Origin of the sequence: Streptomyces sp. B15 (genome assembly GCF_018070605.1) — a bacterium.
Lineage (GTDB): Bacteria > Actinomycetota > Actinomycetes > Streptomycetales > Streptomycetaceae > Streptomyces > Streptomyces smyrnaeus.
Map to the genome: position 1 here is coordinate 26,319 of NZ_JAGPXJ010000002.1, position 15,258 is coordinate 41,576.

Below are 15,258 nucleotides of genomic sequence, written 5' to 3' on the forward strand. Positions count from 1 at the left end.
GTCTCTGCTTCCTGCCGGGGTCCGCCGACCGCCCTTCGGGTGGTCGGCGGACAGTGTATGCAGACACCTGCGGACGCGTGGTCGGCCCTGTGCGCCCGTCCCCGGCAGACGCCTTCGGCGGCCGGACGGTTCACCGGCGGTCGGCGACCCGGCGGTCAGCGGCCCTGCAGCCGGGCCGCAGCGGTGCGGATCTCGCCGAGCTTGCCGTAGAGGCGGGCGCCGGGACACTCGGTGACATACCCGTCCTTGTGCCCGGAGACCGTATGGAATCTGATCTTCCGGCCCTTCTTGAACTTTCCGCCGCCGGACTTCAGCCAGGTCTTGCCGGCCGGGTCCACGCCGAACAGGCCCAGCTTCCAACTGGTGAGCCGGGCGATGGCGTCGACGGCGCGCTTGGAGGGCTCCGTCTTGCCGTAGGAGCCGAGGACGGCGATGCCCGTGGTGTTGGTGTTGAAGCCGTAGGTGTGTGCCCCCATCACGGGCTTGGCCACGCCACCGGCCCGGCCTTCGTAGATGGTGCCGCACTTGTCGACGAGGAAGTTGTAGCCGATGTCCCGCCACTTGCTGCTCTTGACGTGGTAGCGGTACATCGCACGAATGATCGAGGGCGCCTGGCCGCACTTGTACTGGTTCGTCATCGCGGTGTGGTGCACGAAGGCGGCCTTCACCCTCTTGGTGTAGGCGTGACCGGACTCGCGGAGCTTCTCGTCCGCACCCCAGCCCTTGCGGGTGACGATGCGCGGGCGGGGGCCGACGAACGACTCGGCGGTCGGATACTGCTTCCGGGTCGCCTCCTTGGAGAGCGCGGGCAGTACGGCGGCGCCGGCCTCGGCCTGACCGCCCGCACCCCCGGCTTCGGCTCCGGCATCCGTCCCCGCGCCGGTTCCCGGGTCCGCTCCGGGTCTTGTATCCGTTCCGGTTCCCGGGTCCGTTCCGGGTCCTGTCTCGGTGCCCGTGTCGGGCCCGGCGCCGGTCCCGGGCGCCTTGTCCGGGTTGGGTGCCTGGCCCGGATCGGGGGCCTTGTCGGTGCCGGGGGCCTTGTCGGTGCCGGAGGGCCGGGTCGGCTCCGCGGGCTTTGCCGGCTCTGCCGCGTCGGGCGACTGCGAGGGGTCGGTGGCCTCGCCCGATGCGGCCCCGCCCGGCCCCGGGTCGACCAGTTCCAGACGGAGCCCCTTCGGCAGTGCCGGGTCGGCATCCGTCCGCTCCAGCAGGACGCGGGCCTCGACGCCGTCGGAGGCACCGACCCACAGCGGGGCCGTCGCACCGCGCGCCCCTGCGCCCTCTCCGGTGCGCCCCGCGCCGCTGGGATGGACGTCCAACTGCCGCCACTCCGACCAGCGGCCGGTGTCCGCGTCACGCGTGCGGACTTCCACGCGCCCGGGGAGCGGTTGGTCGGCGCTGTCCCAGACGACGCCGAGCAGCGAGTACGGACGCACCGTACGGGCGGCCAGCCGCACCGAGGTTCGCGCTTCGCCCGGGGCGCGGGTGCCGGGTGGCTCCGCTGCAGTGTCACCGAAGGAGAGCGACTGGGTGTGGCCCGGGATCTCGTCCGGGGAGGAGGCGGCGGACCGCGAGGACGGCGATGACGGGGAGGTTGGGGCGGAGGGGGACAGCGCGGCTGCCGTGGCGAGGGGAGCGAGCGGCAGCAGCAGGGCCGCCGCACTCGCGACGCCGATCGATTGAGCAAGATTGGCACGCATACCCATGATCATGGGCATATGTGATTATTCCTGTCTATTGACGCACCGCCAGCTGGGCGTCCGGCGTACGCTTGCGCGGATGAACGACTCAGACCGCACCCCCGCCGACCTGCTGCGGACCGCCCTGTCCGACGACCCGTCACGTCCCCTTGTGACCTACTACGACGACGCCACGGGCGAACGCGTCGAACTCTCGGTCGCGACGTTCGCCAACTGGGTGGCCAAGACCGCGAACCTCCTCCAGGACGAGCTCTCGGCCGAGCCCGGTGACCGGCTCGCGCTGCTGCTGCCGGCGCACTGGCAGACGGCCGTCTGGCTGCTGGCCTGCTCCTCCGTGGGTGTCGTCGCCGATCTGGGCGGGGACGCCTCGGGCGCCGATCTGGTGGTGAGCGGACCGGACACGCTGGAGGCGGCCCGGGGCTGCTCCGGTGACCGGGTGGCGCTCAGCCTGCGCCCGATGGGCGGGCGCTTCCCGCAGCCGCCGGAGGGTTTTGTGGACTACGCGGTGGAGGTTCCGGGCCAGGGCGACCAGTTCGCACCGTATGTCCCCGTCGACCCGGACGCGCCCGCGCTGGCGCTTCCCGACGGCAGTGAGCTGACGGGTACGCAGGTGGTGGAGCGGGCGCGGGCGGACGCCGCCGCGCGCGGACTGGGGCCCGGTGGGCGGCTGTTGTCCGCACTGCCGTACGACGGCTGGGAGGGTGTCAGCGCAGGGCTGCTGGCGCCGCTGGCGGGAGGCGGTTCAGTGGTGCTCGCGCCGCGGCTGGAGCGCCTGGATACCGCCTCGCTCGACCAGCGCAAGGAGAACGAGCGGGTCACGCACACTGCCGGCTGAGGAGCGCGAGGAGCGCGATCCAGGCCTGCGGATGGCCCGCGTCGCGGGTCGGCGGAGGGCGGTGCGCGGCGTGAGTCGGATGGTCCGTACAACCTTGCGAGTGGTTCGGGCGTCTGTCTTCATGACCGGCGCACCCGTACGTGTGTACGCCCTGTACTCCATGTGCGCCGGCGTCGTCACCCGAGGGATGAACAGCCGTGACCGAAGCGGGTACCACCGAAGCCGACCCCGGCGCGTCCAGTTCGGCTTCCGTACGCCCCCGTAGGCGCCACTGGCTGCGCTGGGGCGCCCTGGGGGCCTCGGTCCTCGTGCTGGCCGTGGCAGCCACCGGCTGGTCCCTCTACCGGAAGCTGGACGGGAACATCCGAACCGACTCGGACACCGCCCAGGCGCTGGCGCCGTACGAGAAGGAGCGCCCCACTCCGGTGCGGGCGGCGGGCAAGGCACGCAACATTCTCGTACTGGGCTCGGACAACCGCGGCGACGGCAACGGCGCCTACGGCCGCGACGAGGGCAGCCAGCGCTCGGACACGGCGATCCTGCTGCACATAGCGGCCGACGGGCGCAGCGCGACGGGGGTGTCGATACCGCGTGACCTGATGGTGGACATCCCCGACTGCCGGCGGCCGGACGGTTCGTCCCGCCAGGCGCAGTTCGCGCAGTTCAACTGGGCGTTCCAGACCGGTGGCGCGGCGTGTGCGATCCGCACGGTGGAGAAGATGACCGACATCCGCGTGGATCACCATCTGGTCGTGGACTTCCAGGGTTTCAAGAAGCTGGTGGACGCGGTGGACGGGGTGGAGGTCTGTCTGGCGGAGCCGGTGCACGACCGGGAGGCGAAGCTCGACCTGCCCGCCGGACGGCAGACGCTGAACGGCGAGGACGCCCTCGGATACGTCCGCGCCCGGCACGGTCTGGGCAACGGCAGCGATACGCAGCGCATCGAGCGCCAGCAACGATTCCTGGGATCTCTGGTGAAGAAGGTGCGCAGCAACGGCGTACTGCTGAATCCCACCCGGGCGTATCCGGTGCTGGACGCCGCGACCTCGTCATTGACCGCTGATTCCGGTCTTGATTCCCTCTCCGAACTGTACGAACTGGTGCGGAGCGTGCGGGATATCCCCGAAGAGCACATCCGATTTCTCACGGTGCCCCGGCAGTCGTACAGACTGGACATCAATCGGGACGAGTTGGTGCAGCCCGCCGCCGACGAGCTCTTCACGAAGCTGCGCGAGGACCGCCCGGTACGCGTCGGGGACAAGAACGCGGAGAAGAACGACGGAAAGGAGAAGCCGGACGGGGCGTACCGCGGGACAACGGCAGACGTGGACATCTGCGCGAACGAATGACGCTGGGAATGAGGCGAATTGACCGTTTCTGGGTGCACCGAATTTGTCACCAGCGTCGCTAGCCGCAGAACCTGCCGGATAGTGTGAGCGTTCCGGTCGGCCCCGGGGCGGCATCAGCAGCCGGTTCTATGGAGGACTTACGCAATCGTGGACGCGCAAGGCCGTGGGCACGCGGGAGATGTCGATCCCGCGGATCAGTGGGTGTTCAACCCGAACACCGGCAGCTACGAACTGCGACTGAATCCCGTCGCCGACGACTCGCAGAGTCGGTACGGCTCCCGCCGCACCTCCGCCCCGCGCCAGAGAAGTTCCTCCCCCGATGAGCGCACTTCCACACCTGCCGAGCCCGGCGCCGGTGAGCGTTCCGGGGGGCGTACCGGAGATCGTGTGCGCTCCCGTACCGGTGAAGGCGCGAGTGAGCGGGCCGACCGCCCCGGCTCACGCTCGGCCCGGCGCGCCGACGCCAAGCTCCCCACCCAGCGGCGGGCCCGCGCCTCCGAGCGGTCCGGCTCGGCGGAGGGACCGGGCAGAGGCAGCGGCGGTCGGGGGCGCAGAAAGGCCAAACGGCAGCTCTCGGGCAAGCAGAAGGCGCTGCGCATCGGCGGCGGCGTCGTCGGTTTCGTCCTGGTGGGGGGCTGCATCGCCGGCACCGTCCTCTACCAGAAGCTCAACGGCAACATCAACAAGATCGACGTGGGGGAGAACAACCCCGCCGTCACCGACGGCCCGGTCAACATCCTGGTCATCGGCACCGACGCCCGCTCCGGCAAGGGGAACACCGGCTACGGGGACAAGGGCAGTGTCGGCCACGCGGACACCACGCTCCTCTTCCACGTCTCCGAGGACCGCTCCAACGCCACCGTGCTCTCCATCCCGCGCGACATGATCACCGACATCCCCCGGTGCGAGACCACGCTGGAGAACGGCGAGAAGAAGATCATCCCGGCGGAGCAGGGAGTGCGCTTCAACACCAGCCTCGGCCAGGCGGACCGGAACCCGAAGTGCACCTGGGACACCGTCGAGAAGCTGACCGGTGTGCAGATCCACCACTTCATGATGGCGGACTTCAACGCCGTCAAGGAGCTGTCCACGGCGATCGGCGGGGTCGAGGTCTGCACACGCAAGCCGATAAACGACCCCAAGTCGCATCTGAAGCTGAAGGCGGGCAAGCACGTCGTCAAGGGCGAGCAGGCCCTCGCGTTCGTACGGACCCGGCACGCGGTCGGCTTCGGCAGCGACCTGGACCGGATCAAGCTGCAGCAGCAGTTCCTCAGCTCGATGATCCGCAAGATGAAGTCCAGCGGCACGCTGACCAGCCCCTCCAAGCTGTTCAAGCTGAGCAACGCCGCGACCAAGGCGCTGACGGTGGACACCGGGATCGGCAGCGTCAAGAAGCTGATGGACCTGGCGAACGACCTCAAGCGCGTGAGCATCAAGAACATCACCTTCGCCACGGTCCCGGTCGTCGACAACCCGAACGACCCGGCCACGGTGGTGCTCAACCGCCAGAAGGCCGAGCCGCTGTTCGAGATGGTCCGCGAGGACAAGTCGCTGACCGGGAAGAACAAGAAGAAGAAGGCCGACAAGCCGAAGGCGAAGAAGGCTCCGGCGTCCGAGGTGAACGTCTCCATCCTGAACGGCGGCGGCCCCTCGGGTGCGGCGGCGACGACGGCGGACTGGCTGCTCAACAGGGGCGTGGGACAGGCGGCGTCCGGCGGCAACGCGGCGCAGCAGCTGTCCAAGACCCGGCTCGAGTTCCCCCCGTCGCAGGAGGGTGAGGCGGCCAGGCTGGCGGACATGCTCAAGCTTCCGGCCTCGGCGCTGAAGAAATCCGAGGACTCGGGATCGAGCATGACGCTGACGCTCGGCAAGGACTTCTCCGAGCCGGGCAAGTCACCGGGCGCTCCCGACAAGGCGCCTTCCGGGGTCGACAAGGTCCGCGCCAACGACAAGAACGTGTGTGCGAAGTGACTTCTACCCCTCCGGTACGTCCCGCCAGGCGCCCGGGGGCAGCACAACCTGAACATCTCGGGGAGGTCCCGTGCGGCAGAACGACACCGGCGGCGGCAGGGAGGCGCAGCGCGGCGCCCCCACCGCCGCCGACCGCGGCTGGGACGAAAGCCTGTACGGGGCCCACCCGGCAGAGCGGGACCCGAGCCCCGAGAGCGCTTCCGGTGCGGCGTCCGCACCCCCGGACGCGCCCGGCGCCGAGGGCGGCCGGGGCCGCCGCGGACAGCGCGGGAGCGAGAAGACAAGCGGGGCGGGAAACAGAGCCGGCCGGGCCGGCGGAGGCGGGGCAGCGGTGAGCCGTGCCAAGCGGCCGAGCCGGGGCAAACGCGCGCTGCGCTGGTCCGCGGTCGTCCTCGCGGTGCTCATACTCGGCACGGCGGGAGCGGGCTACCTCTACTACCAGCACCTCAACAGCAACCTCGACAAGGACGAACTGAACCTCGGGGACAACAAGCTCCACCGTTCCGACCCCAACGCCGCCGGACAGCGGCCGATGAACATCCTGCTGCTGGGCTCCGACTCACGCGCCTCCGAGGAGAACGTACGGCTCGGCGGCTCCCGCGCCGACCGCGACCGGCCGCCCCTGGCGGACGTGCAGATGCTGCTGCACGTCTCCGCCGACCGCAGCAACATGTCGGTCATCTCCGTACCGCGGGACACCAGGACGACGATCCCCAAGTGCACCGACCCGGACGACGGGAAGGTCTATCCGGCGACCACCGACAAGATCAACACCAGCCTGCAGCACGGCGGCCCCGGGTGCACCGTGGCCACCTGGGAAGAGATGAGCGGCATCCCGATCGATCACTTCATGATGATCGACTTCTCGGGCGTGGTCTCCATGGCCGACGCGGTCGGCGGTGTCCCGGTCTGCGTCAAGGAGAACGTGCACGACCCGAAGTCGAAGCTGAAGCTGAAGAAGGGCACCTCCGTCATCAAGGGCGAGCAGGCCCTCAGCTGGCTGCGCACCCGGCACGGCTTCGGCGACGGTACGGACATAGGGCGTGCCAAGGCGCAGCACATGTACATGAACGCGATGGTGCGCCAGCTCAAGGCCGGCACCAAGCTGACCGACCCTGGCAAGCTGCGCGATCTGGCGGAGGCCGCCACCAAGGCGCTCACCGTCGACAAGGGCATCGGCTCGGTCAAGAAGCTCTACGACCTGGGCAACGATCTCAAGCAGGTGCCGACCAAGCGCATCACCATGGCCACCATGCCGTGGGAGTACGGTCCCGGCGGCAGCTATGTGGTGCCCAAGGAGGGCGACGCGGACAAGGTCTTCTCCCTGGTGCGCAACGACGTGGCGCTCGACGGCAAGGACAAGAAGAAGGCCGAGGCCAGCAAGTCGGCGCAACCCACCGAGCCGTCGCAGCCGAAGGCCGAGATCCCGATCAGCGTGATGAACGGAACCGGCACCGCGCTCCAGCGGCCGGTCACCGGTCGGGCGAGCGTCATCGCGGGCGCACTGGCCAACAAGGGGTTCCGCCAGGCCACCGCCGACCAGACGCCCCAGTCGCGCGCCGACACCACCATCAGCTATCCGCGTGAGGAGCAGCGCGGTGACGCGCTGGCCGTCGCCAAGGCGCTCGGTATCCCGGAGCGGCTGGTCAAGCACTCCGCGGGCGTGCAGCGGGTCACCCTCATCATCGGGGCCGACTGGCGGGAGGGGTCGGCCTACCCCGAGGGCGACAGCGGTGCGGACGGCAAGAAGGACGACCAGAAGGCGCCGGACAGCGCGGACGCGCTGCGCGGCGACAACAAGAAGGCGTGCATGGACGTCAACCCGAACTACACGTGGTGAGGCGCTGACGCCGCCCGGGGCGGGTGGCGCAGCCGAACGCGTAGGACGCAGTTGAACGCGTAAGGGGCGCCCTTCCGAGAGGGCGCCCCTTACATATGTTCGTCCGCCGCCGGTGAGCTCCGGCTGCCGCTACTGCGTAGCCGGCACCGGCGCCCGCCGGCTCGCGATGACCTTGCGGGCCAGCTTCTTCGGGCTGGTCAGGAAACCCCACCCCCACGACATGTGCATGGTGGCGAGCGCGACGGGGATCTGGGCGCGGGCCTTCAGCGACAGCCCCCGGCCCGCGGGCAGCGAGCCGGCGACGATGGCCGCCAGATAGCCGCCGGGCACCACCAGCCCCCACGGGGTGACGGCGACGCCCACCACCAGGCCGGCCGCGATGGCGCACACGGCGGCCGGAGGAGCCAGATAGCGCAGATTGATGGACCCGGCGTGGTAGCGGGCCACGACGTGCCGCCAGCGGCCGTAGTTGCGGTACTGCTTGGCCAGCGCGCGCACGCTGGGCCGGGGCCGGTAGGAGACCCGCAGCTCGGGCGAGAACCAGATCAGCCCGCCCGCCTCGCGGATGCGGAAGTTCAGCTCCCAGTCCTGGGCGCGGATGAACTCCTCGTTGTAGCCGCCCTGCTGCTCCAGCACCTCGCGGCGGAAGACCCCCAGATAGACCGTCTCGGCCTCGCCGGCGGTGCCGCCGGTGTGGAAGGCGGCGTTGCCCACACCGATCTTCGAGGTCATCGCCGCCGCGACGGCGTGCTCCCAGGCGTTCTCACCCTCGGCGTGCATGATGCCGCCGACATTGGCGGCGCCGGTCTCCTCCAGGAGCCGCACGGCCGTGGCGATGTAGTCGGCGGAGAGCATCCCGTGCCCGTCGACACGCACCACCACCGGATGCCGGGACGCCTTGATCGCGGCGTTCAGCCCGGCCGGGGTACGGCCGGTGGGGTTGGGCACCGTGTGCACGCGGGGGTCCTCGGCGACCAGCTCGGCGGCGATCTCGTCCGTACGGTCCGTGGAGGGCCCCAGCGCGATGACCACCTCCAGCTCGCCGTCGTAGCGCTGCTGCAGGATGTGCCGCACGGAGCTGCGCAGATGCCGTTCCTCGTTGAGGACCGGCATGATCACGGAGACGGGAGGCTGGGCTGCGTCCGGGGGGGAGTCCGGGGAAGGACGTCGGTTCTCGCGAGTCACGGCGCTCACGTTACCGCGATCGGGCGAACGGTCCGTACGCCCGCGCCCCTCCTGGGGCCGGTCCCGGGACGGGACGGCGTGTACGCGCGATCCGGAGATCGTACCGGCATACAGTGTGGGAACTTCAAGTCACCGTATTGTCACCCTAAGTACTTTCTCTGTTCGTCTCTGCGGAAGGCGGCCACTCTTGCCTCGACGCGCCTCCTCCCCCCACGACGGCCCACGCCGACGCCGTCAGGGCCCGCGCTGGGGCCTGCGGATCGCCACGGGCACCTCCGTGCTGCTGCTGGCCGCCGGTGGCGTCGGGCACGCGATGGTGACAGGACTGAGTTCGGACGTGCGCAGGGTCGACCCGTTCGACGGACTGGACACCGACAGCCGCCCCAAGGACGACAACGGCGTCAACTTCCTCGTCGTCGGCACCGACCGCAGAGACGGGCTCTCGGCCACCCAGAAGGAGCGCTACAACCTGGGCGGCTCGGCCTGCGACTGCACGGACACGATGCTGCTGGTCCACCTCTCCGGCGACCGGGAGCGCGCCACGGTCGTCAGCCTTCCGCGCGACACGTACACAAAACTGCCGCCGCACAAGGACCGCACCACCGGCAAGCGGGTGGCCGAGCGCCCCGCCAAGCTGAACGCCGCCTACACGGCGGGCGGCGCCCCCTTGACCGTGCGGACCGTGGAGAAGCTCACGCGCGTCCATGTCGACCACTACCTGGAGGTCGATTTCACCAGCTTCATGAGCACCGTGGACGTGCTGGGTGGCGTGCCGGTCTGTACGACCAAGCCGCTCAAGGACAGCTACTCGGGTCTCGACCTGCCCAAGGGCACCACCAAGCTGAACGGCGGACAGGCACTGCAGTACGTCCGGGCGCGGCACCTGGACGGCGGCTCGGACCTGAGCCGGATGAAGCGGCAGCAGCACTTCCTCGCCTCGGTGATGTCGCGGGCCACCGACACCGGGGTGCTGATGAACCCGGTGCGCTTCAACAAGGTGGCAGCCACTCTGCTGGAGTCGGTGCGCGCCGACCAGGGATTCGGCACCGAGCAGATGATGGCCCTCGGCCAGGCGATGCGCGGCTTCAGCCCGGCGTCCTCGGAGTTCGCCTCCGTACCGCTGGCCGACACCGATCATCGGGTGCCCGGCCTGGGCTCGACCGTCACATGGGACGAGCGCAAGGCGGCCAAGCTGTTCGCGGCGCTGCGCGAGGACCGTCCGCTGTCCGGGCCGACCGAGCCGAAGCGGGGCGGTCCCCCGCAGGTCGAGGTCGCCCCGCGCAACATCAGGGTGGAGGTGGCCAATGCCACGGGCCGCCAAGGGCTCGGTGCGCGGATCGACCGGCAGCTGCGCGGCACCGGCTTCGCCACCGCCGGGGTCGCCACCAACGCTCCGCGCGCCGACCGCCCCCGGACGACCATCACCTACGACCCCCGCTGGAACCGTTCCGCCCGCTCTTTGGCCGCAGCGCTTCCCGGAGCCGAACTGGTGAAGGCCGAGCGCCGGGGCGCACGGATGAAGGTGACGATCGGTGACCCGGACCAACGGGTGCGCCGGGTCGAGCCCCCGGAGGTGGACAGCTCCCCGGGCGAGGCACCCATGCGGGGGGACGAGGCGGACTGCGAGTAGCCGTCCGCCCGGGTGCGGGTGCTACTGGGCGGGACGCTGTTCGCGTAGCTCCCTGATGGCCCGGCGCCGGGCGAGCCGATGCGTACGCCTGATCTGCGCCTCCTGGAACCGCCGGTGGTCCCGCTCGGTCTCCGGGAGCACCGGCGGCACCGAGCGCGGCTTGCCCTCCTCGTCGACCGCGGCGAAGACCAGATAGGCCGATCCGACCTGCTGTGCGGGGGTCGACTCGTTCCAGCGCTCGGCCATGACGCGTACGCCCACCTCCATGGAGGTGCGGCCCGTCCAGTTGCACTGCGCGTGGACGTGGACGAGATCGCCGACGCGGACCGGTGAGAGGAACGCCATCTCGTCCATGGACGCCGTTACCGCGGGCCCCGACGAGTGACGGCCGGCGACCGCCCCGGCCGCGTCGTCCACCAGCTTCATGATCACGCCACCGTGGACGGTACCGAGGAGGTTGGTGTCGGCCGCCGTCATGATGTGCGACAGCGTCGTGCGAGACGCCGATGTCGGCTTTCCGGGAAGGTCGTCCCCTGCCGGCCGAGGGCCCTGATCAGACATGACACCACCATAAGCGGACGGCTCCGGGCCCCGTGCGCCGCCGAGGTCGGGCCGCCCCGCCCCCGCCCCGCGCCGCCTCGGGAAGCCCCGCAGACCGCGGCAATTTGCATCAGAACTGCTACAGCCTGACCCCGAAGTGGTACCCGCCCTGTGTTCCTCCCCTCCGGGGCAGGCACACTGCGGGGCATGAATCAGTGGCCCGATAGCTCGCGGGGCCGGGAAGGTCGTGGCAGCGGCGCGTCCCGTCCCGACCCCACACGTGTCATGCCCCACACATCGGCCCCGGGCGTCCCTCCGCAGAGCCGGGGCCCGGGCCAGGGGCCCGGCTACGGCGGGGGCCCCGGATACGACGCGGGCCACGGACGGCCGCACGACGGCTACGACTCCGGCTACAACGAGGGCCAGGTCTACGGAGGCGGCCGGGGCGGCGACCGCGGCGACTACGGCGGCCGGCCACGGCCGGACTGGCGCCGCCGTACCAAGTGGACACTGATCACGCTGGTCGTCGTGGTGCTGGCCTGGTCGATCGGCACCTACTTCTGGGCCGACTCCAAGCTGCGCCGGGAGGTGGACCTCAGCATCGTCGAGGACCGCCCCGAGGCCGGGGACGGCACCAACTACCTCATCGTCGGCTCGGACAGCCGCGAGGGCATGAGCGACGAGGAGAAGAAGGAGCTCCACACCGGCGGGCCCACGGACGAGGGCCGCACCGACTCGATCATGATTCTGCACGTGGGCAGCAACGGGAACACCATGATCTCGCTGCCGCGCGACTCGAACGTCGAGGTTCCGTCCTACACCGGCTCCGAGTCCGGCAAGCACTACCCCGCGCAGGGCCGCCAGACGAAGATCAACGCCACCTATGCCGAGGACGGGCCCGAGCTGCTCGTCCGTACGGTCGAGCACAACACCGGGCTGAAGATCGACCACTACGCTGAGATCGGCTTCGGCGGCTTCGCGAAGATCGTGGATTCGGTCGGCGGCGTCGAGATGGACATCCCGCGCGACATCAAGGACGAGAAGTCCGGAGCCGATCTGCAGAAGGGCAAGCAGACCCTCGACGGCCGGCAGGCGCTCGCCTTCGTGCGCACCCGGTACGCGCTGCCCGGCAGCGACCTGGACCGCACCAAGAACCAGCAGAAGTTCCTCTCGGCGCTGGCGAACCAGACCGCGACTCCGAGCACCGTCCTCAACCCGTTCAAGCTCTACCCGACGATGGGCGCCGGACTGGACACCCTCAAGGTGGACAAGGACATGAGCCTGTGGAACGTCGCCTCGATGTTCTGGGCCATGAAGGGTGTCTCCGGCGGCGAGGGCAAGTCCATGAACATGCCGATCGCCGGCAACGCCCCGAACGGCAACCTCCAGTGGGACAAGGCCAAGGTCAAGAAGTTGGTCAGCCAGCTCAACAACGACGAGAAGGTGACCGTGACCTCCGACCGCTGACCTGCGACCGCTGCAGTGCGGGCCGCCGACGCGCCAAGCGCCGAGGCGTACCGGTGAGCCGAGGCGGAGCGAGAACCGAGGCCGGGCCCTGGACAGGGCCCGGCCTTCGGTGTTTCCGCCCGCCGCTGCCGCTCGGCTCAGCGGTCGACCAGACAGAGGCAGAAGGGGTGCCCGGCCGGGTCGAGATAGACGCGGAAATCCCGGGCGCCGTCCCCGTCGTCCTGGAGGAGGCGTGCGCCCAGCGCCAGTGCCTCCTGTTCGGCCTCCTCGATCCGGGACGGCGGTACGTCCAAATCGAGGTGGAACTGCTGCGAGTGCTCCTCGCTCGGCCACTGCGGCGGGACGAACCCCGGCGCCTGCTGGAACGCCAGCCGCCGCCGGCCGTCCTCGTCGAGCACCTCCGTCCACGAGCTGTCGCTTTCCGGGTCCACCTTCCAGCCCAGCAGCTGCGCGTAGAACTCCGCCAGACGCCAGGTGTCGGGGCAGTCCAGTACGACTACGCCCATCTTGGGGATGGCCATCGTGAATCCTCCCGGTTGCTCGCCGTCGACCATCGATCGACCGTTACCGGTACTTGGCTCCAAGTGGTAACGGCCGGGTTACCACATGATGGCCGAATACCGGTAACGTCACAAGGGTGGGAGACAGACAGGCGCCGGAACCACTCCTTTTGGTGCAGGAGTTGGTGAACACGCTGGACATCGAGACCGGCAAGGACCAGCTCGCCACCCCGGAGGGCCTGGCCCGGTTCGTCAGCGACCACGGGTTGACGCGGTTCCGGCTGGGCAAACCCGACCTGGCAGGCCTGCGGGAGCTCCGCGAGGCGCTGCGTGCCGCCTGTCTGGCCCACACCAGCGGCGCACCGGCGTCACCGGAAGCCGCCGAGACGCTGGAGCGGCACTTGGGCGCGGCGCCACTGGCCCTGCGGATCGAGGCGGGGGGCGAGGCCGCGCTGGAGGCGGCGCCCGGCCTCACGGGGCTGCCCGCTCTGACGGCCCACCTCGCCGCCCACATCGCCATCGCGGCGGGCGACGGCAGCTGGCAGCGCCTGAAGGCCTGCGAGACACACGACTGCCAGTGGGTCTACTACGACCGCAGCCCGGCCGGCCGCAGCCGCTGGTGCACCATGTCCGTGTGCGGCAGCCGCGCCAAGATGCGCACCTACCGTGCGCGCCGCGCCCGGTAGCAGACCGGGAGGTGCCGGCCCTGCGGCGGCGGAGAGCTGCCGGGGGAGGAACGGCGCCCGGCTGCCCGCTGCGGGGCTACGGGCGGGCGGCCGGGGTCACAGCGTCGGCCGCCCCAGAGCGCGGAACGTCCAGCCGGCCTTGCGCCACAGCGCCGGGTCCAGCGTGTTGCGGCCGTCGAGAATGTGGCGGGTGGCGACGACGTCACCGAGCCCGGCCGGGTCCAGCTCCTTGAACTCCGACCACTCCGTCAGATGCAGCACGACATCGGCCCCGCGGGCGGCGTCCAGGGCGCTGTCCGCGTAGCCCAGCGTGGGGAAGACGGCCCGCGCGTTCTCCATGCCCTTCGGGTCGTACACCGTCACCTGCGCGCCCTGCAGATGCAGCTGGCCCGCGACGTTGAGCGCGGGCGAGTCCCGTACGTCGTCGGAGTCGGGCTTGAACGTGGCGCCCAGGACGGCGATGCGCTTGCCCAGCAGCGCGCCGCCCAGCGCATCGCGCGCCAGCTCGACCATCTGGGCACGGCGGCGCATGTTGATGGAGTCCACCTCGCGCAGGAAGGACAGCGCCTCGGAGGCGCCCAGCTCACCGGCGCGGGCCATGAAGGCGCGGATGTCCTTGGGCAGACAGCCGCCGCCGAAGCCGATCCCGGCCCGGAGGAACTTGCGGCCGATGCGGTCGTCGTGGCCGATGGCCTCGGCGAGCTTCACCACGTCACCGCCCGCCGCCTCGCAGACCTCGGCCATGGCGTTGATGAAGGAGATCTTGGTGGCGAGGAAGGAGTTGGCGGAGGTCTTGACCAGTTCGGCCGTCGGGAAGTCGGTGACCAGGAACGGGGTGCCCTCGGCGATGGGCCGCGCGTACACCTCGCGCAGCAGCCCTTCGCCGCGCGGCCCGCCGACCCCGACGACGATGCGGTCGGGGTGGAGGGTGTCCTTGACGGCGAAACCCTCCCGCAGGAACTCCGGGTTCCAGGCCAGCTCGGCCTCGTCCCCGGCGGGCGCCAGCTCGGCGATCCGGGCCGCGAGCCGCTCCGCGCTGCCGACCGGGACGGTGGACTTGCCGACGACGAGCGCGGGCTGGTGCAGATGCGGCGCGAGGGAGTCGACGGCGCGGTCGACGTAGCTCATGTCGGCGGCGAACTCACCGTGCTTCTGCGGAGTGTTGACGCACAGGAAGTGGACGTCGCCGAAGGCGCCGACCTCCTCCCAGGAGTCGGTGAAGCGCAGCCGTCCGGTGGAGCCCTCAACGCCGGCGACGTGTGCGCGCAGCAGCTCCTCCAGTCCCGGCTCGAACATGGGGGCCTGCCCCTGCTCCAGCTTGCGCATCTTCTCCGGGACCACGTCCAGCCCCAGCACCTCGAAGCCCAGCTCGGCCATGGCGGCCGCGTGGGTGGCGCCGAGGTAGCCGAGGCCAATCACGGTGATCTTGGGCGAGGCCATGCGGATAGCTCCTTGTGACGGCAGAACGCTGTCCGCGAGCATAACGGGACCGCTCCTGTCGTGAACCTCACGTACCCCCAGGGAGCCCTCGGCCACTAAAATCAGTGTTACTTAA

At 70.3% G+C, this 15,258-nt stretch carries 12 protein-coding genes; 7 read left to right on the forward strand and 5 right to left on the reverse strand.

Annotated elements, in window-relative coordinates; all coding sequences use genetic code 11:
* Window positions 1-155: 155 nt before the first annotated feature.
* Entirely contained in the window at window positions 156-1,700 is a 1,545-nt protein-coding gene (locus tag KBY19_RS01570) for an N-acetylmuramoyl-L-alanine amidase (protein WP_247690499.1), read from the reverse strand.
* A 79-nt stretch (window positions 1,701-1,779) separates the two neighbouring features.
* Between KBY19_RS01570 and KBY19_RS01575 the strand changes: the two genes are divergently transcribed.
* From KBY19_RS01575 to KBY19_RS01590, 4 genes are all read left to right on the forward strand, one after another.
* Window positions 1,780-2,535 carry a TIGR03089 family protein gene (locus KBY19_RS01575; protein ID WP_210964949.1) on the forward strand — a complete coding sequence of 252 codons (756 nt, stop codon included), beginning with the start codon at window positions 1,780-1,782 and terminating at the stop codon, window positions 2,533-2,535.
* Between the two features lie 197 nt (window positions 2,536-2,732).
* Complete coding sequence (locus KBY19_RS01580) at window positions 2,733-3,884, forward strand: LCP family protein (protein WP_210964950.1); 1,152 nt, start codon at window positions 2,733-2,735, stop codon at window positions 3,882-3,884.
* Window positions 3,885-4,031: 147 nt separating this feature from the next.
* A complete protein-coding gene (locus tag KBY19_RS01585; RefSeq protein ID WP_210964951.1) occupies window positions 4,032-5,855 on the forward strand; it encodes an LCP family protein in 1,824 nt (607 codons plus the stop codon).
* A 70-nt stretch (window positions 5,856-5,925) separates the two neighbouring features.
* A complete protein-coding gene (locus KBY19_RS01590; protein ID WP_210964952.1) occupies window positions 5,926-7,695 on the forward strand; it encodes an LCP family protein in 1,770 nt (589 codons plus the stop codon).
* Between the two features lie 129 nt (window positions 7,696-7,824).
* On the opposite strand, the gene KBY19_RS01595 is transcribed toward KBY19_RS01590, so the two are convergent.
* Window positions 7,825-8,880, reverse strand: coding sequence for a glycosyltransferase family 2 protein (locus KBY19_RS01595; RefSeq protein ID WP_099886544.1), 1,056 nt, complete (start codon window positions 8,878-8,880; stop codon window positions 7,825-7,827).
* Window positions 8,881-9,067: 187 nt separating this feature from the next.
* On the opposite strand from KBY19_RS01595, the gene KBY19_RS01600 reads away from it, so the two are divergent.
* Window positions 9,068-10,510: an LCP family protein gene (locus KBY19_RS01600; RefSeq protein ID WP_210964953.1), complete on the forward strand. Its 1,443-nt coding sequence runs from the start codon at window positions 9,068-9,070 to the stop codon at window positions 10,508-10,510.
* 21 nt (window positions 10,511-10,531) lie between these two features.
* Here KBY19_RS01600 and KBY19_RS01605 read toward each other — a convergent pair whose 3' ends face one another.
* Window positions 10,532-11,071 (reverse strand): acyl-CoA thioesterase, encoded by a 540-nt coding sequence (locus KBY19_RS01605; protein ID WP_099881609.1) that lies wholly within the window; start codon window positions 11,069-11,071, stop codon window positions 10,532-10,534.
* A gap of 186 nt (window positions 11,072-11,257) precedes the next feature.
* Between KBY19_RS01605 and KBY19_RS01610 the strand changes: the two genes are divergently transcribed.
* Window positions 11,258-12,517, forward strand: a complete 1,260-nt coding sequence (locus KBY19_RS01610) for an LCP family protein (protein WP_185017050.1) — start codon at window positions 11,258-11,260, stop codon at window positions 12,515-12,517.
* Window positions 12,518-12,654: 137 nt separating this feature from the next.
* Here KBY19_RS01610 and KBY19_RS01615 read toward each other — a convergent pair whose 3' ends face one another.
* Window positions 12,655-13,038, reverse strand: coding sequence for a VOC family protein (locus KBY19_RS01615; protein WP_099886545.1), 384 nt, complete (start codon window positions 13,036-13,038; stop codon window positions 12,655-12,657).
* A 116-nt stretch (window positions 13,039-13,154) separates the two neighbouring features.
* Here KBY19_RS01615 and KBY19_RS01620 point away from each other — a divergent pair, with 116 nt between their 5' ends.
* Entirely contained in the window at window positions 13,155-13,703 is a 549-nt protein-coding gene (locus tag KBY19_RS01620) for a CGNR zinc finger domain-containing protein (RefSeq protein ID WP_210964956.1), read from the forward strand.
* Window positions 13,704-13,799: 96 nt separating this feature from the next.
* Here KBY19_RS01620 and KBY19_RS01625 read toward each other — a convergent pair whose 3' ends face one another.
* Complete coding sequence (locus KBY19_RS01625; RefSeq protein ID WP_099881615.1) at window positions 13,800-15,143, reverse strand: UDP-glucose/GDP-mannose dehydrogenase family protein; 1,344 nt, start codon at window positions 15,141-15,143, stop codon at window positions 13,800-13,802.
* Window positions 15,144-15,258 lie beyond the last annotated feature (115 nt).